Annotated in this window: 17 protein-coding genes, 2 tRNA genes and 1 riboswitch; of the genes, 7 read left to right on the top strand and 12 right to left on the bottom strand. The window is 71.3% G+C overall.

All coding sequences use genetic code 11. The features are described from left to right. Positions 1-272 precede the first annotated feature (272 nt). The gene (locus tag H1D24_RS30480; protein ID WP_181660959.1) at positions 273-821 is read right to left on the bottom strand and encodes a MarR family winged helix-turn-helix transcriptional regulator; all 549 of its coding nucleotides are present in this window, start codon (positions 819-821) and stop codon (positions 273-275) included. Between the two features lie 113 nt (positions 822-934). On the opposite strand from H1D24_RS30480, the gene H1D24_RS30485 reads away from it, so the two are divergent. After that, positions 935-2,221 (top strand): MFS transporter, encoded by a 1,287-nt coding sequence (locus H1D24_RS30485; RefSeq protein WP_181661046.1) that lies wholly within the window; start codon positions 935-937, stop codon positions 2,219-2,221. Between the two features lie 82 nt (positions 2,222-2,303). Here the strand turns inward: H1D24_RS30485 and H1D24_RS30490 are convergent, their stop codons facing one another. Both H1D24_RS30490 and H1D24_RS30495 read right to left on the bottom strand, forming a co-directional pair. Further along, complete coding sequence (locus H1D24_RS30490) at positions 2,304-3,968, bottom strand: ATP-binding SpoIIE family protein phosphatase (RefSeq protein ID WP_181660960.1); 1,665 nt, start codon at positions 3,966-3,968, stop codon at positions 2,304-2,306. A gap of 275 nt (positions 3,969-4,243) precedes the next feature. Then, positions 4,244-5,671 (bottom strand): NAD(P)/FAD-dependent oxidoreductase, encoded by a 1,428-nt coding sequence (locus H1D24_RS30495; protein WP_181660961.1) that lies wholly within the window; start codon positions 5,669-5,671, stop codon positions 4,244-4,246. Between the two features lie 376 nt (positions 5,672-6,047). On the opposite strand from H1D24_RS30495, the gene H1D24_RS30500 reads away from it, so the two are divergent. Continuing rightward, positions 6,048-6,902 (top strand): TetR/AcrR family transcriptional regulator, encoded by an 855-nt coding sequence (locus H1D24_RS30500; protein ID WP_181660962.1) that lies wholly within the window; start codon positions 6,048-6,050, stop codon positions 6,900-6,902. Positions 6,903-7,107: 205 nt separating this feature from the next. Here H1D24_RS30500 and H1D24_RS30505 read toward each other — a convergent pair whose 3' ends face one another. Beyond that, positions 7,108-7,278 carry a hypothetical protein gene (locus H1D24_RS30505; protein ID WP_181660963.1) on the bottom strand — a complete coding sequence of 57 codons (171 nt, stop codon included), beginning with the start codon at positions 7,276-7,278 and terminating at the stop codon, positions 7,108-7,110. Between the two features lie 32 nt (positions 7,279-7,310). Continuing rightward, positions 7,311-9,404, bottom strand: a complete 2,094-nt coding sequence (locus tag H1D24_RS30510) for an asparagine synthase-related protein (protein WP_181660964.1) — start codon at positions 9,402-9,404, stop codon at positions 7,311-7,313. Positions 9,405-10,186: 782 nt separating this feature from the next. Here H1D24_RS30510 and H1D24_RS30515 point away from each other — a divergent pair. The 4 genes from H1D24_RS30515 to H1D24_RS30530 all read left to right on the top strand — a co-directional run bounded on the left by H1D24_RS30515 (position 10,187) and on the right by H1D24_RS30530 (position 15,414). Continuing rightward, positions 10,187-11,620, top strand: a complete 1,434-nt coding sequence (locus tag H1D24_RS30515; RefSeq protein WP_181660965.1) for an NsdA family TPR-like regulatory protein — start codon at positions 10,187-10,189, stop codon at positions 11,618-11,620. Positions 11,621-11,781: 161 nt separating this feature from the next. After that, positions 11,782-13,011 (top strand): L-2-hydroxyglutarate dehydrogenase, encoded by a 1,230-nt coding sequence (lhgD, locus tag H1D24_RS30520; protein ID WP_374064450.1) that lies wholly within the window; start codon positions 11,782-11,784, stop codon positions 13,009-13,011. A gap of 131 nt (positions 13,012-13,142) precedes the next feature. Continuing rightward, complete coding sequence (gene trmB, locus H1D24_RS30525) at positions 13,143-13,964, top strand: tRNA (guanosine(46)-N7)-methyltransferase TrmB (protein ID WP_181661047.1); 822 nt, start codon at positions 13,143-13,145, stop codon at positions 13,962-13,964. Between the two features lie 100 nt (positions 13,965-14,064). After that, the gene (locus tag H1D24_RS30530) at positions 14,065-15,414 is read left to right on the top strand and encodes a PrsW family intramembrane metalloprotease (protein ID WP_181660967.1); all 1,350 of its coding nucleotides are present in this window, start codon (positions 14,065-14,067) and stop codon (positions 15,412-15,414) included. 63 nt (positions 15,415-15,477) lie between these two features. Here the strand turns inward: H1D24_RS30530 and H1D24_RS30535 are convergent, their stop codons facing one another. Both H1D24_RS30535 and H1D24_RS30540 read right to left on the bottom strand, forming a co-directional pair. Next, entirely contained in the window at positions 15,478-16,617 is a 1,140-nt protein-coding gene (locus H1D24_RS30535; RefSeq protein WP_181660968.1) for a M23 family metallopeptidase, read from the bottom strand. Between the two features lie 11 nt (positions 16,618-16,628). Continuing rightward, positions 16,629-16,773: riboswitch (cyclic di-AMP (ydaO/yuaA leader) on the bottom strand. A gap of 404 nt (positions 16,774-17,177) precedes the next feature. Next, positions 17,178-17,251: transfer RNA gene (locus H1D24_RS30540), tRNA-Met, on the bottom strand. A gap of 374 nt (positions 17,252-17,625) precedes the next feature. Here H1D24_RS30540 and H1D24_RS30545 point away from each other — a divergent pair. Continuing rightward, on the top strand, positions 17,626-17,991 hold the full coding sequence (locus H1D24_RS30545; RefSeq protein ID WP_181660969.1) for a nuclear transport factor 2 family protein: 366 nt from the start codon (positions 17,626-17,628) through the stop codon (positions 17,989-17,991). 186 nt (positions 17,992-18,177) lie between these two features. Here H1D24_RS30545 and H1D24_RS30550 read toward each other — a convergent pair whose 3' ends face one another. The 5 genes from H1D24_RS30550 to H1D24_RS30570 all read right to left on the bottom strand — a co-directional run bounded on the left by H1D24_RS30550 (position 18,178) and on the right by H1D24_RS30570 (position 25,363). Further along, positions 18,178-18,471, bottom strand: a complete 294-nt coding sequence (locus tag H1D24_RS30550; protein ID WP_181660970.1) for a hypothetical protein — start codon at positions 18,469-18,471, stop codon at positions 18,178-18,180. Between the two features lie 295 nt (positions 18,472-18,766). Next, positions 18,767-18,839 (bottom strand) — tRNA-Lys (locus H1D24_RS30555). Between the two features lie 205 nt (positions 18,840-19,044). After that, complete coding sequence (locus H1D24_RS30560) at positions 19,045-20,628, bottom strand: amino acid permease (RefSeq protein ID WP_246460758.1); 1,584 nt, start codon at positions 20,626-20,628, stop codon at positions 19,045-19,047. 102 nt (positions 20,629-20,730) lie between these two features. After that, positions 20,731-22,869, bottom strand: a complete 2,139-nt coding sequence (locus H1D24_RS30565) for an FG-GAP-like repeat-containing protein (protein ID WP_181660971.1) — start codon at positions 22,867-22,869, stop codon at positions 20,731-20,733. Between the two features lie 199 nt (positions 22,870-23,068). Then, the gene (locus H1D24_RS30570) at positions 23,069-25,363 is read right to left on the bottom strand and encodes a DEAD/DEAH box helicase (RefSeq protein ID WP_181660972.1); all 2,295 of its coding nucleotides are present in this window, start codon (positions 25,361-25,363) and stop codon (positions 23,069-23,071) included. Positions 25,364-25,475: the final 112 nt, after the last annotated feature.

Genomic DNA, 25,475 nt, shown 5'->3' on the forward strand with positions numbered 1-25,475 from the left:
AGTGGGTTGCCTTCCCGGCTCTTGGGCCGTTCCGACGTCCTAAACCTTAGCGGATTCTCCCGGCGACTCATAATCGAGCCGTGGAATTGAATTCGGACGCGCCGAATCAGTCCCGCTGGGAGTTCGTGCTGTGGTTTGGGGTGCCGCGTGAGCAGCGAAGGTGTCACCGGAGAACCGTTACGTCTCGTGGCAACCCGAAGAACCCTACGGATCGCCCATGGCGATGTCAACCGTCGCCGTCAAGATTTTTTCGGCGAGGCCGGCCAGGGGCATCAGTCCAGGTCACTGAGGCGTCCGCCGGCGTCCGGCTGAGCGTGCTCCACGCGTCGCAGGAGCCGGGTCAGCACCTCGCCGAGGGTGGAGCGCTCCTCCGGGGAGAGGTCCTGGAGGAGATCCTCCTCGAAGACCGAGGCGAGCCGCATGGCCTCGAGCCACTTCTCGCGCCCCTCGGCCGTGAGCTCGACGATGACGCGTACGCGGTTGGACTCGTCCCGCTCACGCGTGACCAGCCCCTCGCCCACCATGCGGTCGATCCGATGGGTCATCGCGGCGGGTGTGAGGCCGAGCCGCTTGGCGAGGTCTCCCGGACCCATGCGGTACGGGGCGCCGGAGAGGACGAGCGCCTTCAGTACTTCCCACTCGGCGTTGCTGATGCCGAGCGTTGCGGTCTGGCGGCCGTAGGCGACGTTCATACGGCGGTTCAGGCGGCCCAGGGCCGAGACGATCTTCTCCACCTGCGGGTCGAGGTCCTGGAATTCCCGCTGGTAGGCGGCGATCTGTTCTTCGAGGGTCGGCTCGGTGACGCCGTGAGTGTCGCCCATGGTCGGCAGTATGGCACGACCTTGCTTGGCGTTGAAGTTCTTCACCCTGTATTGTTTAGCTTCGAAGTTTATGTTCGAAGTGTTTCAGGGTTGAGGTGAAAGTGACCAGGGCGATGGGCGCAGCGTTGCGCCGGATCCAGATCGGCAGCGTGCTGAGCGCGTTCGGTGTCGGCTTCACGGTTCCGTTTCTCTACGTCTATGTGGCGCAGGTGCGGGGCCTCGGGGCCAGTACGGCAGGCATCGTGCTCGCCGCCTTTGCCGTCGCCGCCCTGGTCGTCCTGCCCTTCACCGGGCATGCTCTCGACCGGCGCGGGCCGCTTCCGGTCCTGGTGGGGGCCGCGCTGATCGCTTCCGCCGGTGCCCTGGCGCTGGGACTCGCGCGCGGCGAGGTGGCGGTGATCGTGGCAGCCGCGGTGCTCGGTGCGGGCACCGCGGTGATGCAGCCGGCGCTCGCGACGCTGATCGTGTGGTGCGCGGACACGAACACGCGCACGCGTGCCTTCGCCACGCAGTTCTTCCTGCAGAACCTGGGGCTCGGTATCGGCGGACTGATCGGCGGCCAGATCGTCGACGAGCACCGGCCCGCCAGCTTCACGCTGCTGTTCTCGATCGAGGCCGTGATGTTCCTGGTACTGGCAGCGATCGCCGCCACGGTGCGGATGCCGCAGTCGCCGGCTCTCCGCGGTTCCGTGCCCCGGGACGAGGCCTCGGCCGGCCGGAACGGTCTACGGGCGCTGCTGCGGCACCGGGCGATGGTGCAGCTGTGTGTGCTCGGGTTCGTACTGTTCTTCGCCTGCTACGGGCAGTTCGAATCGGGCCTCTCCGCGTACGGCGTGGAGGCCGCGGGAATCTCGGCGTCGACCCTGGGGATCGCTCTGGCGGCGAACACGGCGGTGATCGTGGTCGCGCAGTTCGCGGTGCTGAGGTTCGTCGAGCGGCGCAGGCGGTCCCGGGTGATCGCCTCCGTGGGGCTCCTGTGGGCGCTCGCGTGGGCGGTCGCCGGGTATGCGGGTCTCGGGCACGGCAGCCAGGCCATGGCGACGGCCGCGTTCGTCTCGACGTACGCCCTGTTCGGACTCGGCGAGGCGATGCTGTCGCCGACCCTCGCGCCGCTGGTGGCGGATCTGGCGCCGACGGGCATGGTCGGTCAGTACAACTCCGCCTTCGCCCTGGTGAAGCAACTGGCGCTGGCGGTCGGCCCGGCCGTCGGCGGTCCGATGGGGGCTGCGCTGCACGCGCCGTACATCGTGACGTTTCTGCTCTTCTCGCTCGGCATCACGGTGCTGGCGCTGCGACTGGGCCGCCGGCTCGCCCCGGGGCAGGACCAGCCGTCGCTCGCCAGGGCCCGCGTGGTGGCGCAGGGCGGTGCACCGGCCGAACCGGTGCCGTCCGGCGCCTGACGCGACGGGTGCCCGGGCCGTCCGGCGCCTGACGCGGGTACGACGCGGGTACGACGCGGGTACGACGCGGGTACGACGCGTACTAGGTGACGCTGGGCAGTGCGAACTCGCACCAGACCGCCTTGCCGCCCCCGGGTGCGCGGCGCGAGCCCCAGTTCGAGGCGATCGTGGCGACGATGGCGATGCCGCGGCCCGTTTCGTCGGCGGGCTCGGCGCGGCGGCGGCGCGGCAGGTGGTCGTTGCCGTCCGTCACCTCGATGATCAGACGGCGATCGGTGCGGCGCAGTCGCAGACGCATCGGCGGGGTGCCGTGCTGGAGCGAGTTGGCGACGAGTTCGCTGGCGGCCAGGACGCCCAGGTCGTGCAGCTCGCGCGGGAAGCGCCAGCTGGTGAGGACGCCGGAGGCGAAGGCACGCGCGCGTGGAGCGGCTTCCACGCCGCCGAGCAGTTCGAGCGCGGCGTTACGGAAGAGCTCCTCGTCCGGGCCGCTGCGTGCGGGGTGCTGCAGGACGAGTACGGCCACGTCGTCGTCGTGGTCCGCGGTGACGCCCGCCGCGCGGATGAGGCGGTCGCACACCACCTGTGGCGTGCCGGTCGCTCCGGCGAGGGCGTTCTCCAGGGCGGCGACGCCTTCGTCGATGTCCTCGCCGCGCCGCTCGACGAGGCCGTCGGTGTAGAGCACGGCGGTCGAGCCGGGGCCGAGCGGGACGGAGCCGGAGGCGTGCATCCAGCCGCCGGTGCCGAGCGGAGGGCCGGTGGGTTCCTCTGCGCGGTGGATGGTGCCCTTCTCGTCGCGTACGAGGATCGGGAGATGGCCCGCCGAGGCGTACACGAGCTTGCCCTCGTTGGGGTCGTGCACGGCGTATGCGCAGGTGGCGATCTGGTTCGGGTCGATCTCGGCGGCGAGGCCGTCGAGCAGCTGCAGGACCTCGTGCGGAGGCAGGTCCAGGCGGGCGTACGCCCTGACGGCCGTGCGCAGCTGGCCCATGACGGCCGCCGCGCGCACGCCGCGGCCCATCACGTCGCCGATCACGAGGGCGGTGCGGCCGCCGCCGAGCGTGATCACGTCGTACCAGTCGCCGCCCACGGCGGCGTCGGTGCCGCCCGGCTGGTACGTGGCGGCGATGCGCAGGTCGTCGGGCTCCTCCAACTCCTGGGGGAGCAGCGACCTTTGCAGCGTGACGGCGGTTTCGCGCTGTCGGCGCTCGCTGGCGCGCAGCCGTTCGGCGGCCTCGGCGTGGTCGGTGACGTCGGCGGCGAAGATCAGGACGCCTCCGCCTTCGGGGGTTGCCAGGGTGTCGACGGGCGTGCAGGTGAACGTGTACGAGCGGCCGTCGGGGGCCTTGCGGGACTTGACGGTGCGGGGTCTGGAGCTGCGCAGCACCTGGTCGAGGAGCGGCAGCAGGCCGATCTCGTCGAGCTCGGGAAGCGCCTCGGCCGCGGGTTCGCCGACGGGGCGAGGGCCGAACGCCGCCGCGTACGCGTCGTTGACGTAGGCGATGCGGTGCTCCGGGCCGTGGACGAGCGCGACGAGGGCCGGGATGCGGTCGAGGACCTCGCGGACCGGGAGGTCGTCCACGGCGGGCGTGGCGCAGGGCTCGTCCGTGTCGGTCGGCTTTTCGGCGCGTGCCTGGGGAACGGCGCCCGCTCCGTCCACGGGCGGTGCCGGGGAGACCGCCTCATCGGCCCGCGCTGCCGCGCGGCGCTGCGTTCCGGGGAGCCGGGCGCTCCAGCGCGTGAAGTTCACCGATTCATGCCTCGTGTCGTCGTCTTCGGCCCGCTCCTGAACGGCCGGGGGTCCGGACCGCCGCGCAGCCGCGGTCGGGGGCTGCGTACTCCGGACAGATACAGCACTGGGGAAAGCCTCAAGATGTCTGGGTGATGTCAAGGTGATGTCGAGTGCGGGCGAGGGAACGACCGTCCGGCATCGTCATGGTCATGGTCGCGAATCAGGGACCAGTCTGGCCGATGGGACTGACATCCGTCAGACGCCCGTCAAGTGGGTGGAGTTCCTTACTCCGTTCAGGACGACCCCTTCGGGTTGTCCTGAGGCTTCCCACCGGCCGCGAGTTCGAACTCTGCCCGGGGATGTTCGAGCGATCCCAGCGACACGATCTCCCGCTTGAACAGCCCGGAGAGGGTCCACTCGGCGAGGACGCGGGCCTTGCGGTTGAAGGTGGGCACCCTGCTGAGGTGGTAGACGCGGTGCATGAACCAGGCAGGGTAGCCCTTCAGCTTGCGTCCGTAGACGTGCGCAACGCCCTTGTGCAGCCCCAGCGACGCCACCGATCCGGCGTATTTGTGCGCGTACTCCTGGAGGGGCTCGCCACGCAGTGAGGCGGCGATGTTGTCGCCGAGGACCCTCGCCTGGCGCACCGCGTGCTGGGCGTTGGGGGCGCACTCCTTGCCCGGTTCGTCGGCGGTGACGTCGGGGACGGCCGCGGCGTCTCCGGCCGCCCACGCGTGCGTGACGCCCTCGACGGTCAGCTGGGCGGTGCACTTGAGGCGGCCCCGGCCGTTCTTCGGCAGGTCGGTGGCGGCCAGGATCGGGTGCGGTTTGACGCCGGCGGTCCACACGACCGTACGCGTCGGGAAGCGCGCGCCGTCGCTGAGCACGGCGACCCGGTCCTCGCACGAGTCGAGGCGGGTCTCCAGGCGTACGTCGATGTTGCGGCGCCGCAGCTCACGGACGGCGTACTTGCCCATCTCCTCGCCGACTTCGGGGAGGATGCGGTTCGTCGCCTCGACGAGGATCCACTTCATGTCCTCGGGCTTGACGTTGTGGTAGTACCGCGCGGTGTAGCGGGCCATGTCCTCGAGTTCGGCGAGGGCCTCCACGCCCGCGTACCCGCCGCCGACGAAGACGAAGGTGAGCGCCGCGTCGCGGATCGCCGGGTCGCGTGTGGAGGAGGCGATGTCCAACTGCTCGATGACGTGGTTGCGCAGGCCGATGGCCTCCTCGACGGTCTTGAAGCCGATGCCGTGATCCGCCAGGCCGGGGACCGGGAGGGTGCGCGACACGGAGCCGGGGGCCAGGACCAGCTCGTCGTACGTGAGGGTGACGGCGCCCGTGCCCTCCTCGTCACTCGCGAGGGTGGTGAGGGTCGCGGTGCGCTTGGCGTGGTCGATCGACCGGGCCTCGCCGACGACGACACGGCAGCCGTCGAGGACGCGGCGCAGCGGCACCACCACGTGCCGGGGCGAGATGGAGCCCGCGGCCGCCTCGGGCAGGAAGGGCTGGTACGTCATATAGGGGTCGGGCGTGACGACGACGATCTCGACCTCACCCCGCTGGAGCTCGGGTTTCAGCTTCCGCTGCAGACGCAGAGCCGTGTACATCCCGACGTAGCCGCCGCCGACGACGAGAATGCGCTTGTGCACGGGGGGTTCGGCCCGCCGCTCAGCGGCCGACGGGTCCGGTGTCTCCTCATTGATCGCAGCGTTCACCATCCCATGACGCACCCGTCCCCGCCGTTTGTCCACAGTCCCGGCAATTTATGTGACCGGTCGCGCCGGGCGGTCGCTCTTGGGCGATTTGCCGGAGTCCCCGGAAGATGCGCAGGTCATCGGGTAGGCGCTACGAGGAGCCCGGGGGTGCAATCAGGGTTGAAACGGTGCGTACTCCGATCGTGGCACGCGCCGCGCGGAACGTCCCTCTTCTGAATTGACTCGGGCTCAACTATGTTCGTGTGTCGTCGGAGTGTGGGGGGATGCTCTCGGCGGGCCCGGCGAGAGGGCTCGTGGGACCACGCGTGTGCCTGTGCGCTCCGGCTGCCAATGACGGGGAGAGTCTCCGGGGGGAGACGTCATTACCGGGGGAACAAACATGCATATTCAGGACTCTCATTGGTCGTCCGCATCCGCCTATGCAGCCGCGGGATCGCACGGCGCGCATGGAGCACACGGGGCGCACGGCTCGCATGGCACGCACGGCACGCACGGCACGCACGGCACGCACGGCGGAAACGGTCGTGCAGTGGGCGACGGAGGCCGCACGACGCCGCTGCGTGTGGACGCTCAGCGCAATCTGGAGCATGTGCTGCGTGCGGCGCGCGAGGTCTTCGGCGAGCTGGGGTACGGCGCGCCGATGGAGGACGTGGCGCGGCGGGCCCGGGTCGGTGTCGGCACGGTCTACCGGCGCTTCCCGAGCAAGGACGTCCTGGTACGGCGCATAGCCGAGGAGGAGACCTCCCGGCTCACCGAGCAGGCGCGCGCGGCGCTCGGCCAGGAGGACGAGCCGTGGTCGGCGCTGTCGCGCTTCCTGCGGACCTCCGTGGCATCGGGCGCGGGCCGGCTGCTGCCGCCGCAGGTGCTGCGGGTGGGCGTCGCCGAGGACGGGTCCGCGGCGAGTGACGGTACGGGTGCGGGGCTGGACGAGACGCGCGTGCCGCAGCAGCGCTCCTCCCAGCCTGCGCAGCCCGAACTACGGCTGGTCGAGCAGCGGACGGCACGGGCCGACGAGCAGGGCGACGCGGGGGCGGCGGAGCTCCTCGACGTCGTCGGCCGACTGGTGGACCGGGCGCGGGCGGCGGGCGAGCTGCGGGCGGACGTGACCGTGGCGGACGTACTGCTGGTGATAGCCACGGCCGCACCCGCCCTGCCGGACGCGGCCCAACAGGCGGCGGCTTCCGCACGGCTGCTGGACATTCTGCTGGAGGGGCTGCGGTCGCGGCCGGCGTGACAGAAATTGGCCCGTCTGGGGGCACCTCCCAGCGGTAGCTGGGGGAGATTGAGGACGAGTCCGAAGGGCGATCCGGGGTCTGGGGCGGAGCCCCCCATGCGGCGGAGCCGCGCATCGATACAGCCGGGAAGGGGCGGGGTAGGGGAATCAGCACGCTCGGTCCGGAATCAGCACGCTCGGTCCGGACGTACGGGTCGGTTCGGGCCTACGAACCCATGGCTGCCGCCAGTTCGGCGAGCACGGCATCGGCCGTGAGGCCCGCGCCCGCCGCGTACTCGGCGTCGTAGCGCCGCCGGCCCAGCGCGGCGACCGGTTCGGCCTGAAACGCCCGGGTGCGTCCGCACCCCTGTGGGCCCGTCCTGCGGGCAGCCTGCAAACACCAACTGCCCCGGCGGCGGCGTCCGATCGCTACGGCCTCCCCGCCGCCCCCAACGCCCCCCTCTGCGGCCGCACCGTCCCCGTCGGCACCGCCCGCTGCCGCGCCGGCGTCCCCGTCCAGCAGGTGCCCCGGCGAGCCACGATGCGGCGCAGCCACAGTTCCAGGGAGACCAGGTCGGCCAGGCCGTCCAGCGGGAGGGGTTCGCCCTGGGCGGCGGCGCGCAGGGCCTTGCGTACGACGCGGGCCTCGACCAGGCCTGCCTGGGCGAGGAGCGGGGTGTCGAAGAGGGCGATCAAATCGTCGACGGCGACGCGCAGGCCGATGCGGGCGGCGGCGGCCGAGGAGGCGTGCGAGGGGGCGCCCCAGCCGGGCGGCAGATCGGAGACTCCGGCGCCCTCCAGGACCGTACGCAGGATCGAGGCGCGTGCACCCGGCTGGACGCGCAGGGCCTGGGGCAGGGCCCGGCACGCGCGGACGACCTGGTTGTCGAGGAAGGGCGCGTGGAGGCGCTGGAAGCGGATCTCCGCCGCCTGCTCCAGAATCCGGAGGTCGGCGGCGTGGCGGGCGAGCGCGGCGCGGGCACGGAAGTCGCCCGGGCGCTGTCCGGGCCCGGTCCCCGGGCGGATCACCGTGTCCTGAAGACGAACCGATACTTCAGCGAGCGCCTCACCGGTCAGCCAGCGCGCGGCCGGCCCGGGTCTGCCCCAGGCGAGCGCGGCGAGCGAGGCGCCCACGGCGCCTCCGGGTTCGTCGAACCTGCGGTGCAGGAGCCTGTCGGCGAGCCCTTCGACGCCCGCGCGGTACGGCGTACGGGCGAGCCGCCGTGCCGCGGCGTACACGCGCGCGGGGACCATCACCGACCCGTCGGCCTTGGTCAGCGCGGCCACCGGCTTCACCAGATGGCGGCGCTTGCGGTCCATGAGGAGGTCGGCGAGGCGGGCCGGGTGGGCGTCCATGACCTGGCGGGCGCCGTAGCCCGTGAGGTGGTCGGCGCTGCCGGAGGCGAGCCGCGCGCGGTGGCGGGCGGCCGTCACCAGCGAGGGCCCCGGCTCGTCGGTCAGTGGGGCGTCCAAGTCGACGTAAGGGAGGGTCTCTTCGCCGCCGGTGACGACGACGTGGTGCAGGCGCGGATTGGCGGCGATGGCCCCGGCGCGCTCCAGCTCGGCCTCGCGGCCGCCCGTCGCCAGGTCGTTGAAGGTGACGGCCAGCAACCGCTCCCCCGCGCCGGTGCCATGGCCGAGGACGGTGCCGGGCATGCCGGGCAGACCCGCAGCGAGCAGGGCGAGGGTTCCGGAGGCGGGCCCTCCGGAGAGGTCGGCGCCGATGCCGGGCACGGGCATGCCGCGGGCCGCACGCCGCTCGGCCGGGCCCATGCCGGGTACGGGACCGGGGTCGATGTCCGCTCCGGGTACGTGGCGCGGGGCGGTGAGGCGGGTGCGTACGGCCTCCACGAGGGCGTCGCGGACGCCGTCCACCGCGCTGGTCGCGTCGGCCGCGGGCGCCGCGACGGCGAGCGATGCCACGGGCTCGTACCCGGCGATCTCCCGTGCGCCGTTGCGCAGGATCAGCGCATGCCCGGGCGGAATGCGCCGTACGCCCTGATAGGGCGTCGAGTCGTGCAGTGCCTCCGGTACGTCGGGGGCGGCGAGCAGGGCCGCGAGGTGGCCGATGTCGAGGTGGGCCTCGATGAGGTCGGCGAGCGGCAGGGCCGCCGTCGCGTACGCCGTGCCGCTCGCCCACGGCGTGTAGAAGACGGGGCGCACGCCCGCGAGATCACCCGCGATGGTGACGCGCCGGCCGACCTGGACGACTGCCGTGTAGCTGCCGGACCAAGCGGTCAGATGCCGGAGTGCGCCGCCGCGCGCGGCGAACAGGGCCACCTTGAGCTGCTCGTCGGTCGCCCCGCAGGTGCCGAGGACCGCGATCCGGGTCTGGGCGTCGGCCTTGACGACGCGTACCTCGTCCGGCCGCCAGTCGCCCACCGCCCACAGCGGGTCGGGGTCGCCCCACAGCAGTTGGGAGCCCACGGGGTGAACGGTCTCCCCGTCGATCCCGGTGGCCCCGGCGGACCCCGCACCGGCGGACCCAGCGGCGGCACTGCTCCACCCCACCAACCACCGCATCGCCGCCTCCACAGGCTGTGGACAACCAGTGCACCGCACGAACCGGCCGAGTGAGTCCGAAGTCGCGCCTGCCCCGCGACGCCCCTCAGCCAGGCACCATGCTGCCACGAAGGAGGCGCACAAAGGGGGCTACGCGCGCGCTTGAGCCCCCGTGCATGCGCCCCTGGCAAACCCGTACCGAGGCTCTCTGTGGCTGGAGTTGACGGATGAAGCTGCAGGCCCGCGCGGGGCGCATGTGCAGCATGAACAGGGAATGCGCAGGGCGACGCGCAGACGAGATTCGGCCAAATCGGCCTGGGATGTTCACAACTCCCCACGATGGGGACACAACGCACGGTCCGGGAGGCGGAGTTCGCCTCCCGGACCGGTCCGCCACCCGCGGGGATGAAGGCGGCGGTGTCCCCCAGCCCGCTGCATCCAGTACAGCGGGCCGACCCACGCACGACCCATGGAAGCGCTCCCGCCATGGCCGGAGAAGAGCGCACGGACGGGCGCACGGCCACACGGCCGGAGCACGCGGAGGACGGCCTGTTCCCCGTTCGCGCGGGCCGTAATCTCGCCATCCGGACCTATGCCTCTTAACGCTTGGGATGCGGCGAACTACGCTGTGTGTGTCTGTGTTTTCGCGGGAGGCATATTCCTCGGGGCCCGGCCACACGCTCATGCGGCCGGATCCGGGGCTCGCGGTGGAGCCGCCGCGGGTGCGCCCCCTGGGAGGACACAGCACGAATGCCGCGTGCCAATGCCCGGCGCGGCAGCCGTCTTGTGTCGAGGGGTGGCGCATGTCCAGGGAGCAACGCGGGCCGAACGAAAAGCTCGGCGCCGTTCTCGCCCTCGCGGGAATCAGCAACGCGGGACTGGCGCGGAGGGTCAACGACCTCGGCGCCCAACGCGGTCTGACACTTCGCTACGACAAGACGTCGGTGGCCCGGTGGGTGTCGAAGGGCATGGTGCCGCAGGGCGCCGCCCCGCATCTGATCGCCGCTGCCATCGGCCAGAAGCTCGGCCGCCCGGTGCCGCTCCAGGAGATCGGCCTGGCGGACGCGGACCCCGCGCCGGAGGTGGGTCTCGCCTTCCCGCGCGACGTAGGGGCCGCCGTCAGGTCGGCGACCGAGCTGTACCGGCTCGACCTCGCGGGCCGGCGGGCCGGCAGCGGCGGCATCTGGCAGTCGCTCGCGGGCTCCTTCGCCGTGAGCGCGTACGCGACGCCCGCGTCCCGCTGGCTGATCACCCCCGCAGACTCCTCCGTCGCGCGCGAGGCGAACACGGCCGAAGGCGCCGAGAGCAGCGGCACACCGCTCAAGGTCGGCCACAGCGATGTGCAGAAGCTCCGCGAGGCCGCCGAGGACGCACGCCGCTGGGACTCCAAGTACGGCGGCGGGGACTGGCGTTCGTCGATGGTTCCCGAGTGCCTGCGGGTGGAGGCGGCACCCCTGCTGCTCGGCTCGTACTCGGACGAGGTGGGCCGCGCCCTGTTCGGAGCATCGGCCGAACTGACGCGCCTGGCGGGCTGGATGGCGTTCGACACCGGCCAGCAGGAGGCCGCGCAGCGCTACTACATCCAGGCCTTACGCCTCGCCCGCGCGGCAGCGGACGTGCCGCTCGGCGGCTACGTACTGGCGTCGATGTCCCTCCAGGCCACCTACCGCGGCTTCGGCGACGAGGGCGTCGACCTCGCCCAGGCTGCCCTGGAGCGCAACCGCGGCCTGGCAACGGCCCGCACGATGAGCTTCTTCAGGCTGGTCGAGGCACGCGCGCACGCGCGCGCCGGTGACGCACAGGCCGCCGGCGCCTCGCTGAAGGCGGCCGAGGGCTGGCTGGAACGGGCCCGTGACGGCGACAACGATCCCGGCTGGCTCGGTTTCTACTCCTACGACCGTTTCGCGGCCGACGCCGCCGAGTGCTACCGCGACCTGAAGGCACCCCGCCAGGTGCGCCGCTTCACGGAGCAGGCCCTGTCGCGCCCCACGGAGGAGTTCGTCCGCTCGCACGGACTGCGCCTCGTCGTGTCGGCCGTGGCCGAGCTCGAGTCAGGCAACCTGGACGCGGCCTGCGAGCAGGGCGTACGCGCGGTGGAGGTCGCGGGACGCATATCGTCGGCCCGGACGACGGAGTACGTGAAGGACCTGCTGCACCGGCTGGAGCCGTACGGGGACGAGCCCCGGGTCGTGGAGCTGCGGGAGCGGGCCCGGCCGCTGCTGATGGCCCCCGCGTAGGCGCTCCGCTGGACGTGCCGCGATGTGCCGTCGGTTCGCTGCGGCGCCGTTGTGGCTGGTCGCGCAGTTCCCCGCGCCCCTTTGGGGCGCTGCACTAGGTCACCTCGCCTCCGGGGTTTGAGCGCATTGTCAGTGGCGCAGTGCACTATCGGGGGCAGGAGGTGAGGGACGTGGTGACGGCGGGCAGGCGCGTGGCGCTCGACTGTGACGTGCTGGTGATCGGCGGCGGGATCGTCGGCCTGTCGACGGCGTACGCGATCACGCGCGCCGCACCGGGGACACGTGTCACGGTGCTGGAGAAGGAACCGGGCCCGGCCCGGCACCAGACGGGGCGCAACAGCGGCGTGATCCACAGCGGGATCTACTACCGCCCGGGCTCGCTCAAGGCGCGGTATGCGGTCAAGGGCGCCGCCGAGATGGTCAAGTTCTGCGCCGAGTACGACATCGCGCACGCCGTGACCGGGAAGCTGATCGTCGCCACCGACCGGGCGGAGCTGCCCCGGCTGCACGCGCTGGTGCAGCGGGGGCGGGAGAACGGCATTCCGGTGCACGAGCTGGGCCCGGCCCAGATCGCGGAGCTGGAGCCCGAGGTGCGGGGCCTCGCCGCGATCCATGTCGGCACAACCGGCGTCTGCGACTTCACGGCGGTCGCACAGCGGCTCGCGGAGGCCTCCGGGGCGGAGATCCGGTACGGGTCGGAGGTCACGTCCATCGACCGGCGGGCGGACCTGGGGGTGGCCGTCCGCACAGCCGACGGCGCGGTGGTCCGCGGGCGGATGCTGGTGAACTGCGCCGGACTCCACTGCGACGAGGTGGCGCGGCTCGTGGGCGACGATCCGGGGATGCGGATCATCCCGTTCCGCGGCGAGTACTACGAGCTGGCGCGGCCCGAGCTCGTGCAGGGCCTGGTCTATCCGGTGCCGGACCCGGCGTTCCCCTTCCTCGGAGTGCACCTCACGCGCGGCATCGACGGTGGCGTGCACATCGGGCCGAACGCGGTGCCGGCGCTGGCCCGCGAGGGGTACGACTGGGGCACGGTGCGCCCCCGTGAGCTGGGGGCGACGCTCACCTGGCCCGGATCATGGCGCATAGCGCGCCGGCACTGGCGGTACGGGGCGGGGGAGCTGCGGCGCTCGGTGTCGAAGTCCGCGTTCACCACCGCGGTGCGGCGGCTGCTGCCCGCCGTCACCGAGGACGATCTGGTGCCGGCGCCCAGCGGGGTGCGGGCGCAGGCCGTCCTGCGGGACGGGGCGCTGGTGGACGACTTCCTCATCCGGGAAGGGGCACGGGCGGTGCATGTGCTCAATGCACCGTCTCCTGCGGCTACGGCTTCGCTGCCGATCGGGCGGGAGGTGGCCCGGCGGGCGCTTGCGGCGTTGGCGCGCGGCTGACGTACCGGCGATGGTGCGTACCGGCCCCGCCGTCATGACCGCCGAACCTCCGTAGAATCGATCCCACTGTGTACGAGTACGACGAGAAGCACCAGGCGGGCGCCCCCGAACGCCGGCGCCCCGGGAAGCGCATGTTCCCCGAGGGGACCGGCCCCGCGCCCGACCCCGCCGGCTCCCACTTCGAGCGGCGGATCCGCAGCTTCCAGCCCCGTCGGAGCAGGGTCACCAGCGGCCAGGCAGACGCCCTGAAGCGGCTCTGGCCCACGTGGGGCCTGGACATCGACGGGCAGCGCACCCTCGACCTCGCCGACCTCTTCGGCAGCGACTGCCCCGTCGTACTGGAGATCGGCTTCGGCATGGGCGAGGCCACCGCGCAGATGGCCGCCGCCGACCCCGGCACCGGGATCCTCGCCGTGGACGTGCACACGCCCGGCCAGGGCAATCTGCTCAATCTCGCCGACCGGAACGGCCTGTCCAACATCCGGGTGGCCAACGGCGACGCGATCATCCTGCTCCGCGAGATGCTGCCGCCCGCGTGCCTCGACGGGCTGCGCGTCTACTTCCCCGACCCCTGGCCGAAGAAGCGGCACCACAAGCGCCGCCTCATCCAGCCGGAGTTCCTCACGCTCGCCGCGACCCGCCTCAAGCCGGGCGCGCTGATCCACTGCGCGACCGACTGGGAGCCGTACGCCGAGCAGATGCTCGAGGTACTGACGGCGCACCCCGACTTCGAGAACACCCAGGAGGACGGCGGCTACGCGCCCCGCCCCGCCTTCCGCCCCCTGACCCGCTTCGAGGGACAGGGTCTTGACAAGGGCCATGTGGTCCACGACTTGCTGTTCCGCCGCACGGAGACCATGAAATCCGCCGGATCCGGAGGAACCGACCGACCCGAAGGGCAGGCGGGACCCGCGAAGTCCGCCGGACCCAACCCACCGCCCAGAGCCCTCTGACGCACCGTCGCGGCCACCGGCCATCCCTCGTTAGGGTCGATACGTGGCCGCCAACTGCCCCCAGCAACCCTCGCATCCGCCGTCCCCCACATACCCCGCCATGCCCCCCGGCCCCGGCACCGGCGCCCCCGTCCCGGGCACCGGCACCGCGCTGCGGCATGCGCACTGGTGGCAGCGGCGGGTGGTGCGCGCAGGGGCGCTCATCACCTTGCTCGCGCTCTCCGGGCTCGTCATCCTGGCCCTCGTCCGCGAACAGACCGGCACCGAGGGGTTCCTGGCCGGCCTCGGTCTCGCAGTGCTCCCGGTGCCGCTGCTCATAGCCGCGTTCCGCTGGCTGGACCGGGTGGAACCGGGCCCCTGGCGGAACCTGCTCTTCTCCTTCGCCTGGGGAGCATGTGCGGCCGCGCTGATCGCGATCGTCGCGAACAGCTTCGCGACCCGCTGGATAGCCGTCGCGACCGCCGACCCCAGCAGCGCCGACACACTGGGCGCCACCGTCATAGCGCCCGTCGTCGAGGAGTCCGCGAAGGCGGCAGCGGTCCTGCTGATCTTCCTCTTCCGCCGACGGGACTTCACCGGAATCGTCGACGGTGTCGTCATCGCCGGCGTCACCGCCACCGGCTTCGCGTTCACCGAGAACATCCTCTATCTCGGCACGGCCTTCGGCACCGACCAGCTCAACGGCCAGAGCGGCCTGACCTCCGTCACCGCGGCGACGTTCTTCGTCCGCATCGTGATGTCGCCGTTCGCGCATCCACTGTTCACGGTGCTCACCGGCATCGGCTTCGGCATCGCGGCACTGTCCGCCGAGCGCCACCGCGTACGCCGGGTCCTCCTGCCGATCGCGGGCCTGCTCCTCGCGATGGGCATGCACGCCGCCTGGAACGGCTCGTCGAGCTTCGGCCCGTACGGGTTCTTCGCCGTCTACGCCGCGTTCATGGTGCCCGCGTTCGGGCTGCTCACCTGGCTGGTGATCTGGACGAGGCAGCGTGAGCTGGGCACCATCCGCCGCGAGCTGCCCGCGTACGCGGCCGCCGGCTGGCTGACGCCGCCCGAGCCGCTCCTCCTGGGCTCGATGCGCGCACGCCGCCTCGCCCGCGAGTACGCGGGTCGCCATCTGGGCAAGCCCGCGGCGCGGGCGGTCGCGGAGTACGAGGCGTATGCGACGTCTCTGGCGTTCCTGCGTCACCGGGGGCGCCGTGGCCGCGCGGGATCCGATTTCGTCGTACGGGAACGGGAGCTGCTGCACGAGCTGTGGCGGCGCAAGGACGTGGCACGGCCCGCGCTGGCCCACGCGGCCGCGGCGACGGCGCCGGAGGTGGTCCCGCCGTACGTTCTCCCGTACGGGCATCCGCAGGGACAGGTCCCGTACGGCGCGATGCCGCCGTACGGACAGGTTCCGTACGGCGGCATCGCGCCATATCCCGCGTACAACCCCTACCGTTCCTGACGCGCCTTACCAGGTCCGTTGGGAGTTGGGCCCGTTCCCGTCAGGGATTCAGGCCCATTCCCGTCAGGGGGTCAGGCCCTTGCTGCGCAGCCAGGCGAGCGGGTCGACCCCGTCGCCTCCGCCCGGGTGGATCTCGAGGTGCAGATGCGCGCCGGTGACGTTGCCGGTGGCGCCCACGCGGCCGATGACGTCGCCCGTGGTGACCTTCTGGCCGACGCTCACGCTGATCGAGGACTGGTGGCAGTACCAGATCTCCGTGCCGTCCTCGAGCTCCAGCACCGTGCGGTAGCCGTACGAGCCGGACCAGCCGGCCTCCTTCACCGTGCCGGTGTGGACGGCCTTGAGCGGCGTCCCCGTGGGGGCCGCGAAGTCAACGCCGGTGTGGTAGCCGGAGGACCACAGCGAACCCGCGTCGCCGAACTGCGAGGTCAGAGTGTACGAGGACGTGGGGAGGGCGTAGCTCGCGGCGAGCTTGGCGAGGCGCTCCGCCTCAGCCTTGCGCCTGGCCTCCTCCTCCGCCGCCTTCTTCTCGGCGGCGGCCTTGGCCTCGGCCGCTTCCCGCTCCTTGGCCGCTTCTTCGGCGGCCTGCTTGGCGGCGGCCTCCTCGGCGGCCTTCGCGGCCGCGCTCTCCGCCTGGTCCTGCTGCTGCTCGGCCTGCTGCATGATGCGGGCGCGCAGTGCCTCACCGGCGTCCGTGGTGCCCTGCTCCGCGTCGGTGGCGGTGACGCCGGCTCCGGTGAGGGGCGCGACGGCGTTGGTGCCGGAGTCCGACGAGTCGGACACCAGGGAACTCACGCCGGGCAGGGACTCGGTGACCGACGACAGGTCGGGCATCGATATCTGCACCGGCGGCTTGCCGCCCTGCGCGGTGGCGATGCCGCCCGCGCCGACGGCGGCGATGACTCCCACACCGAGAACCGTGGAGCTGCGCGCGAGGCCTCCGCCGCGCTGCTTGATGACACGGTGCCGACCGCGGACGGGCCGGACGGACTCCTCAGTGGGGTTCCATTCCTCCCAGGGCCCCTCGTCCTGGGAGAAGCCGGTGCCGAAGCCGGTGCCCGTGTCGAAGCCGCTTCCGGTTCCTCGGTCGAAGCCAGTGCCGGTTCCTGTATCGAAGCCGGTGCCGGTTCCGGTGTCGAAGCCGGCGCCGTCAGGGTCGTACGGCGCGAACGAGGGTTGCGGGGCAGGCGGGTTGGACGCCACTGGGGCGCGCTCCTTTCCTTCCTTCTCGCCTACCGGGTTAGCTGACGGGTTCGGAGCAGGAAGGTCTCCTACGAACGCCTTTTGCGGTAAAGGCGCCCGATTCACCCCAAGTTGGTGGTTCCCCGGTTCCCTTACGGGATTCGGCGCGTGCGCACGGAGCCGCCTCTTGTGACGGCTGGGACGACCGCGCTGCGTTATCGAACGTTAATAGACGGGGGTACCGAATTCCAAGCCGTTCCGGCTGATCGTTAACGCTTTTGGTCTGGACTTAACAGGTCAGGACCGGGCGGAATCGGGCGAGTTGACCGCCCGGCCGCATCAAGCACCTACTTGACGGTGTGTCAGTTGTTACGCGCAGGGGGGTCGTTCAGTCACGGAAGGTGACGTGGGGGCCGCTCCGCTCACGGACGCCGCACGGCTCACCGACAACGTGGCCGTGCTGGGGAACCCGGTCTCGTACGCACGATTGGGCCACGTCAGTAGACGGCTGCGGTGACCAGCGGGGCTGCAACGCGCCGAGGGGCCGGAACCACATCTGGTTCCGGCCCCTCGGGCTTCAGTAGCGGGGACAGGATTTGAACCTGCGACCTCTGGGTTATGAGCCCAGCGAGCTACCGAGCTGCTCCACCCCGCGTCGTTAAGTACAAGTGTACGCCATGCGCGGGGCCCTTTTGACCAGCCCGGTTCGCGCCCCGTGTGAACCGCGCACTCAGGCCAGTGCCACTCGCACGCTCCCGGCGCGCGAACGGCGGCGGTCCACTGACGGCGGACCGCACAACGCAGGCGCACCGGTAGTGCTCCGGCCGTGCACTGGTTGCGCGGGAGGGGCCGCCGGCCTTCCCCCTGCCCTCGGCCGGCGGCCCCGTGGAGGCCGGACGAAGGCCCCGCGAAGGCCGGGCGAGCGGATATGGCCCCGCGAAGGCCGGGCGGGCGGTTGTGCCACCGGCACCGGTTGCCGTGGCCCATCCTGCGGAGGAGCCTCGAAGGAGAGGTCAGAAGGAGGTCACCATGGGCACCTCGGCGAGCCCCGCCTTCGACACCGAAATCCTGCGCCAGGGCATCGAAGGCCACAACGCGGACACGCTCCTGTCGCTTTACGCGGACGATGCGGAAGTCCGCGTCGTCGACCGCAACACTCAGCCCAGCCATCCACTGATCAAGCACGGCCGCAACGAGATCAGCGAGATGCTGAACGACATCTACGGCCGCGAGATGACCCACAAGCTGGAACAGTGCGTGGTCCAGGGCGACCACGTCGCCTTCACCGAGTCCTGCGAGTATCCCGACGGCGTCAAGGTGCTGGCCAGCTCCATGATGTCGCTACGAGACGGCAAGATCGTCGATCAGACGCTGATCCAGGCGTGGGACGAGTAGGAGGAGCAAGAGAGCCGGGCGAGTAAGAGAGCAGGACGAGGCAATACGTGCGCGGGTCGCGCGGGAATGCCGCGACGCCGAGCCCGGGAAACCCGAGAGCCTCGAGGTAGGAACGTGGGCGACCACCAAGCCCACATACGCGACCGCGCCCGAGCCGGCCAAAGCCGACCCGGGCGCGGCGCCCTGCTAGCCCACAACGATGATCACGAAGCCGTGATCGAAGCGGTGGTCGAAGCGGTGGTCAAAGCGATGGTCGAATCGGTGATCGAAGCGGTGGTCGAATCGGTGATCGCGGTGATCGCGGTGATCGAAGCAGCGTCCGCCCCAGTAACCGCGGTCGCAGTGGTAGGTGGTCACATGAGTGTCCACGGCAGGGGTTGCTGCTGCGGCCGTCCCTGCTGCGCTGACCGCAGCGCTGCCGGCCATCAGAACGCTGGCCGCGGACACCGCGACGAGACGCCTCGCGCGTTGTGCTCGCATGGTGAATGCTCCTCTCCTTCCATCATCCCGCGCTCTCACCGGCACGAGACGGGTGGCCGCAGCCGCAAGGGAGGAGCGGCGCGGTCGCCGGCTTCGCCCGGCGCATACGAGGAGCACGTCTCTGTAACCGAGGCCCCCGCTGGACGCGAACCAGCCGACCGGGGGCGTGCCCCCCGGGTTGCGACCCTGCTTGTACTACGTCGACGGCGCCCTTTTGGATTGGCGCTTCCGGGCGGCTGGGCCCGAAAAGCACTGAAGGCCCAGATCAGATCTCCTCTGACCTGGGCCTTCCTCGTAGGCCGTGTGGGACTCGAACCCACAACCAATGGATTAAAAGTCCACTGCTCTGCCAATTGAGCTAACGGCCCGCGTTACTGCATCCCCGAGCATAGCCGGACGAGCCCGCGTCTCCGATCGGGTATCGGTGGACCGCGTCTTTCCGACCGCCGAAGACGGCACATCGACCGCCCAAGACGGCACATCGACCGCTGAAGACGGCACATCGGCCGCGGAAGACGGGCACGCGGCCCGAGGCCCCGCCGACACCCGGTCGGCGGAGCCAGGCCCTCGGCCTCACGGGTCCAGAGGTTCCAACGCCCCCTCCCGTGCCGCCTCTCGGGCGAGCGTGCGTGCGTGTTCCGGGTTGAGGAACCAATGGCGGGCCGAGGCCAGCCACCAGGCTGCCGCGAAGCCCAGCACGGCCAGGACGGCGATCGGCGCGTAGTTGAAGGTTTCCCAGGTCACCGGGGCCACCTGCGGCAGCATGAACAGGATCGTGATGACGCCGACCCACACCACGGCGACGATCCCGATGGGCCGTGACCACGCGCCGAGATGCCATGGACCGCGCTCGAAGGCGTCGCCCTTCCACAGGCGCAGCATGGTCGGTACGACGTATGCGATGTAGAGGCCGATGACCGCGATCGAGGTCACGGCCGCGTACGCCGTGACGTTGATCAGATACGGCAGGCCCAGCACCAGCGCGCCACCCGCGGCGAGCCAGACCGCCGCGACCGGGGTGCGCGTCCGCGGGCTGACCGTGTGCCAGACGTGGGAGAGCGGGAGGGCGCCGTCACGCGAAAAGGCGTAGATCATGCGGCTGTTGGCGGTGACGGAGGCCATGCCGCAGAACAGCTGTGCACCGATGACGACGAGCAGCAGCAGCTTGCCGGCCGTCGCGCCGAGCGCGTCGAGCAGGATCTGCGCGGGCGGTACGCCGGTCGGGGACGCCAGCGCCTTGTCGTACGACTGGATGGCGAAGGTGAAGCCGAGCAGCAGGACGAAGCCCGCGATCCACGACGTCCAGATCGACTGAACGATTCCTCTCGGACCCGCCGTCGAGGCGTCGTGGGTCTCCTCGGTCATGTGCGCGGAGGCGTCGTACCCGGTGAAGGTGTACTGCGCCATCAGCAGACCGAGCAGCACCACGTACAGACCGCTGCCCCATCCCGTGTTGTTGACGAACTCCGTGAACACGAAACTCGCGGACTGGTGGCTGTCCGGTACGAAGGTGAGCGCCCCGACGATCACGGCGACGCCGATGACGTGCCACCACACGCTGACGCTGTTGAGCAGGCCGACGATGCGTACGCCGAACGTGTTCAGCAGGCCGTGCAGCACCAGGATCCCGGCGAAGAGCAGGATCGTACGGCCGGGCGTCACCTCGAAGCCGAACTGCAGATTGAGGTAGGCGCCCAGGAACGAGGCCGCGCCGAAGTCGATACCGGCCGTCACCGCGACCTGGCCGAGGACGTTGAACCAGCCCGTGAACCAGGCCCACGCGGCCGCGCTCCGCGACGGCGCCAGCCGGTACGCCCAGTAGTAGAGCCCGGCCGACGTCGGATACGCCGAGCAGATCTCCGCCATCGCAAGACCGACGAACAGCGTCATCAGACCGACGCCGACCCAGCCCCAGGTGATCACGGCGGGCCCGCCCGTGTTCATGCCGAAGAGGTACAGGGTCAGACAGCCGGAGAGGACCGAGATGATCGTGAAGGAGACCGCGTAGTTCGAGAACGCGGACATGCTGCGCGCGAGGACCTGCGTATAGCCCAGCTGGGCCAGCCGCTCCTCGTCCGTCAAGTGCGCGGCGCCGGACGCGTCCGGCGCCGGCTTACCGGTGGTTTCAGCGGCACCACCGACCGCCTCATCTGTCATGCCCCCAGCGATTCCCTCGCTGGGGGCATGACATGCGCCACAGAAAGGCCGAAACCCGACCGTGACCGGGCCGACGCGGGCGGGCCCTGGGTCGAAGCCGGTCTAGAAGAGGCCCTTGTACCCCTGCCAGCCGCTCGCGATCTTCACGCGCGGTGCGAACGAACCGTTCCCATAGCCGGCGTTCCGGTACAGGCCGCCTGCGGTGTCCCGCACAACCAGGTCGTTCTTCCCGTCACCGGTGATGTCCCCGACCCCGACGATCGCGTTGTACGACGCGCCCCAGTTCGAGTACAGCTTCACGCGTTCCTTCAAAAGCCCGTTCCCCAGGCCGTCGTAGCGGTAGAGCGTGCCGTCCTTGTGGCGCGCGAGGACATCCCCGAACCCGTCGCCGTTGAGGTCCCCGGCGCCGACGATCTTCGTGTACGCGGTCCAGCCGGTGCGGATCTTCTTGCCGGCCGCCAGCTTGCCGTGCCCGTCGTTGGCGAAGACGTAGATGTCACCGGTCGACGCCTTGCGCGCCAGCAGGTCCGTACGCCCGTCGCCGGTCAGGTCGCCGGGCGCGACCAGCACGTTGTACGCGTTCCAGCCGGTGCCGAGGGACGTGTGGCTGCTGCTCGGCGAGTAGGAGCTGCCGCAGTGGCCCGAGTACCGGCGCAGCTCGCCGTTCGGCATCCGCACCAGCATCTCGGAGCAGCGGTCGCTGCCCATGTCACCGAACGGGACGGCGACCGTGCCCGCGGGCCAGCCCGACGCGGACCGCTTCGAGTCGAAGGTGCCCTTGCCGCTGGTGTAGTGGAGGGTCAGGCCACCGGAGGAGTTGAGCGTGGCCAGCTCGCCGAACGCGTACCCGCCCTGGTCGTGGAAGCCCTGGCGGCCACCGCCGACCGAGATCTTGCCGCTCGTGGTGTACGTTCCCGCGCCCTCCGCCGCCGTGGCGGTCAGCGTCCAGGAGTACATGCCGCTGTAGACGTAGGTGCCGGCGTTGGTCTTGCCGTCCCAGATCAGGTCGACCTCGGTGTCCGGGCCGCCCCTGATCGTGCGGGCCGTGCGCCCGAGCGCGTCCTTGACCGTGAACGTCCAGTTCGCGGGCTTGTTGAGCTGCCAGGTGCTCGACCAGACCGAGCCGCCGGAGGTGTCCTTGAGGTCGAGGAGGCCGTCGTCGAGCTCGGACTCGGTCTTCGCCAGGGATGCCGACGGTACGCCGCTGGGGACGATGCGGATCGCGTTGTCCTGCCCGACGTACGCGATGTCGCCGCCGAACCGGTCCACCGCCCAGGTGAGCCGCCGCTGGTCGGCGGTGTTCCCGGCCGGGAGGTCGGCGATCTCCCGCGGCGCCGCGGCCGAACCGGTGTGGAAGTCGGTGAGCAGCAGCTTGCCCGTGGTCCGGTCGTGCCGGACGAGATAGCCGTCGCCGACGAGTGCGAGACCGGACGGGACGGTGATCTTCGTCTTCGTGGAGCGGTCGTAGACGCCCGCGGCGCCGGTCGGGCCGCAGTTCCAGTAGATCCAGCGGCCGACCGCCTGCAGTTCCTTGACCGGGCAGGGCGCCCCGGTGGCGAGGGTCTCGATGACCTTCTTCTGCTCCAGGTCGTACGAGGTGACCGAGCCGGTGGTGGAGCCCGGCGTGTACAGCCTGCTGCCCCAGATCGAGGCGGCGATGATCGAGCGGGTCATCCGCACGGACGTGGTGCGGTACACCTCCACGTCGTCAACGTACTGCTTGCTTGTCGAGGTCGCGTTGTAGGCGTAGTAGCGGCCGCTGACGTCCACGAACCGGGCGCCTGTGACGCCGGGTTCCTCCACCGAGTGGTAGCCGTCCGGGCTGGTGTGGATCTGGGCGTACTCCTTGCCGTCCTCGACGAAGAAGTGGCCGACGTTCCCGTTGCCCGAGGCGCGCAGCACCACGCAGGAGCCGGCGTCGCACGGCACCTCCTTGAGGTGCTGGCCGTACGCGTACGTGCCGGCGTAGCCCCAGCTCGTCCGGGCGCTCGCCGACAGTCCGTCCGGCGACACCTGCCGGGCGAAGACGAACCGCTCGCCGGACGCCGCGCGTTCGACCGTGTTCAGCGTGCCGCCCGCGAAATCGATCCCCCAGACCCCGTCGGTCTGGATGGGCGTCGGCGCGTCGGCCGCGCCCGCCGAGGTCGACGCGCTGAGCCCCGCGACGACAGCCGCGACAGCGGCGAGCGCCGCGCCTCCGCGTCTGAGCGCACGACGGCGTACGAAGGTGTGGCGAGCCATGGATCCCCCTCAGCCCCGCGGGCTGCAAGTGTGCTGTGCGCGAGAAGTGCGCGAGATGTGCGCGCCCTGAGCAGGGCAACCGGAGCGTACCAGGAGGCACTTGGGGGTCAGAAGTGGTTTCCTGGTCACCTCATGACGAACGCCGAAGGGCCCGGACGACCGAAGTCGTCCGGGCCCTTCAGGGTCTGTTCAGCGCGGGTCAGCCGTTGCGCTTCCAGCGCGGCTTGTCCTCGCGGCGGCCGAACGAGCCGGTCCCGCGGTGGTCGTCACGGCGCCCAGACGGGCGGTCGTGGCCGGAGCGGAAGCCGCCGCCGGAAGGCCGGTCGTCGCGGCGATCGCGGTTGAAGGGCCGGTCGCTGCGGTGGCCGCCGGACGGGCGGTCGTCGCGGCGGTCGAAGGAACGGCCGCCACGGTCGTCGCGGCGGAAACCACCGCGGTCGTCACGACGCTCGAAGGAACGCCCACCACGGTGGCCGTCACCACGGTCGTCCCGGCGGAAGCCGCCCGACGGACGGTCGTCACGGCGCTCGAAGGAGCGCCCACCGCGGTCGCCGTCACGGCGGTCACGGTCGAAGCCACGGTCGTTGTCGCGACGGTCGCGGTTGAAGCCACCGCGGTCGTTGTCCCGGCGGAAGCCGCCCGAGGGGCGGTCGTCACCGCGGAACCCGCCGCGGTCGTTGTCCCGACGGAAGCCGCCCGACGGACGGTCGTCACGGCGCTCGAACGAACGCCCACCGCGGTCACCGTCACGGCGGTCACGGTCCCGGTTGAACCCACGGTCACGGTCCCGGTCACGGTCACGGCCGCCGAAGCCACCCCGGTCACGGTCGCGGTCGTTGTCACGGCGGTCGCGACGCTCGTAGTTGCCCCGCTCGTCACGGCGCTGACGCGGCTCGTACGCCGGACGCTCCTCGTACGCAGGACGCTCGGCGCGCTCGCCCACCGGCTGCTCGGGCACCGAAACGGCTGCCTCGACCGCGGCCTCCGCGAGCGCCTCCGCCGCGGCGGAGACGGTGGCCTCGGCCACCGCGGCAGCCGGGTCCTCGCCCCGCTCACGAGCCGCACGGGCGGTCAGCCTGTCGGCCTCCTCGCGCAGTTCGGCGGCCCGGCGCTCGGCGCGCTCCAGCTGCTTGGCGAGGTCCTTGACCTCGTGCTCCGCCTGCCGGGCCGCGTTGCCCGCGGACTCGGCCTGCACCTCGGTCATCGACCGGGCGCCGGTGATCTCGGCGACCTCGGGGTCGAACGCGGCGCCGCCCTGGATGATGTGGCGCGAGGCGTCGACGCCCGCGTCCTCCATGAGCCGGAAGATCTGGCGGCGCTGGTGCGGCAGCGACAGCGACACGACGGTGCCGCTGCGGCCCGCACGCGCCGTACGGCCCGAGCGGTGCAGGTAGTCCTTGTGGTCGCCGGCCGGGTCCACGTTCAGGACCAGGTCGATACCGTCGACGTGGATGCCGCGGGCCGCGACGTCCGTCGCGACGAGCACGTTGACGTACCCGTCCTTGAAGTCGGCCAGGGTGCGGGTGCGCGCGCCCTGCGTCATGCCGCCGTGCAGCGCGTCGGCGAGGACGCCCGCGTCGCGCAGCTGCTCGGCGACGCGGTCGGCGCCGAGCTGGGTGCGGACGAAGATGATGGTGCGGCCCTTGCGCGCGGCGATCGCGGCGGTGACCGGTGCCTTGTCCTTGGGCTTCACGATCAGGATGTGGTGCGACATGGTCGTCACGGCGCCCTGCGCGGCGTCGACCTCGTGGCTGACCGGGTTGTTCAGGTAGCGCTTGACCAGGGTCGCGATCTCGTTCTCCATCGTCGCGGAGAAGAGCATGCGCTGACCGCCCGCCGGCACCTGGTCGAGGAGCTCGGTGACCTCGGGCAGGAAGCCCAGGTCGGACATCTGGTCGGCCTCGTCGAGGACCGCGATCTGCACGCTGTCGAGCGAGCAGGCGCCGCGGTTGATGATGTCGCGCAGCCGGCCCGGCGTGGCGACGAGGATGTCGACACCGCGCTCGAGGGCGTAGATCTGGTTGCCCATCGACGTACCGCCGCAGACGACCTTCATCTTCAGGCCGAGGACGTCCCCGTACGGCTGCAGCGCGTCCGCGACCTGCATCGCGAGCTCACGGGTCGGGGTGAGGATGATGCCTCGGGGGTGCTTCTTCTCGGTGTGGCCGCCGGCCAGCGTGGCGAGCAGCGGCAGGCCGAAGGAGAGGGTCTTGCCGGAGCCGGTGCGGCCGCGGCCGAGGATGTCCTTGCCGGCCAGGGCGTCCGGGATGGTCGCCGCCTGGATCGGGAAGGGCGTGGTGACCCCGTTCTGCGCGAGCTTGCGGACGACACCCTCGGGCAGACCGAGGTCGGCGAAGGTGAGCTCGGGCTCGGCTTCGGCGGAGGCCTCGGGCGCCTCGTCGGCGGCGTTCTCGGCGGCGGCCGCTGCGGCGACCTCCGCGATCTCGATCTCGTTCTCGGGCAGGACGGAACGGTCAGTACTGGAAACGGACATGCGAAATGCGAAACCTTCCGGAGTCTCGGCACGCGCCCAAACTCCGTGAATTCGCAATCGACCGCCTCAATGCGGTCCGGCCACGGCAAGGGAGAGTACGCGCCACACGCGG

The organism is Streptomyces himalayensis subsp. himalayensis, assembly GCF_013778455.1.
Taxonomy (GTDB): domain Bacteria; phylum Actinomycetota; class Actinomycetes; order Streptomycetales; family Streptomycetaceae; genus Streptomyces; species Streptomyces himalayensis.

Coding starts and splice junctions, on each gene's coding strand:
- H1D24_RS30485 (WP_181661046.1), top strand. CDS start 935: ATGGGCGCAGCGTTGCGCCGGATCCAGATCGGCAGCGTGCTGAGCGCG.
- H1D24_RS30570 (WP_181660972.1), bottom strand. CDS start 25,363: ATGTCCGTTTCCAGTACTGACCGTTCCGTCCTGCCCGAGAACGAGATC.
- H1D24_RS30560 (WP_246460758.1), bottom strand. CDS start 20,628: ATGACAGATGAGGCGGTCGGTGGTGCCGCTGAAACCACCGGTAAGCCG.
- H1D24_RS30500 (WP_181660962.1), top strand. CDS start 6,048: ATGCATATTCAGGACTCTCATTGGTCGTCCGCATCCGCCTATGCAGCC.
- H1D24_RS30510 (WP_181660964.1), bottom strand. CDS start 9,404: ATGCGGTGGTTGGTGGGGTGGAGCAGTGCCGCCGCTGGGTCCGCCGGT.
- H1D24_RS30550 (WP_181660970.1), bottom strand. CDS start 18,471: ATGCGAGCACAACGCGCGAGGCGTCTCGTCGCGGTGTCCGCGGCCAGC.
- H1D24_RS30565 (WP_181660971.1), bottom strand. CDS start 22,869: ATGGCTCGCCACACCTTCGTACGCCGTCGTGCGCTCAGACGCGGAGGC.
- trmB (WP_181661047.1), top strand. CDS start 13,143: ATGTTCCCCGAGGGGACCGGCCCCGCGCCCGACCCCGCCGGCTCCCAC.
- H1D24_RS30545 (WP_181660969.1), top strand. CDS start 17,626: ATGGGCACCTCGGCGAGCCCCGCCTTCGACACCGAAATCCTGCGCCAG.
- H1D24_RS30495 (WP_181660961.1), bottom strand. CDS start 5,671: ATGGTGAACGCTGCGATCAATGAGGAGACACCGGACCCGTCGGCCGCT.
- H1D24_RS30480 (WP_181660959.1), bottom strand. CDS start 821: ATGGGCGACACTCACGGCGTCACCGAGCCGACCCTCGAAGAACAGATC.
- H1D24_RS30530 (WP_181660967.1), top strand. CDS start 14,065: ATGCCCCCCGGCCCCGGCACCGGCGCCCCCGTCCCGGGCACCGGCACC.
- H1D24_RS30515 (WP_181660965.1), top strand. CDS start 10,187: ATGTCCAGGGAGCAACGCGGGCCGAACGAAAAGCTCGGCGCCGTTCTC.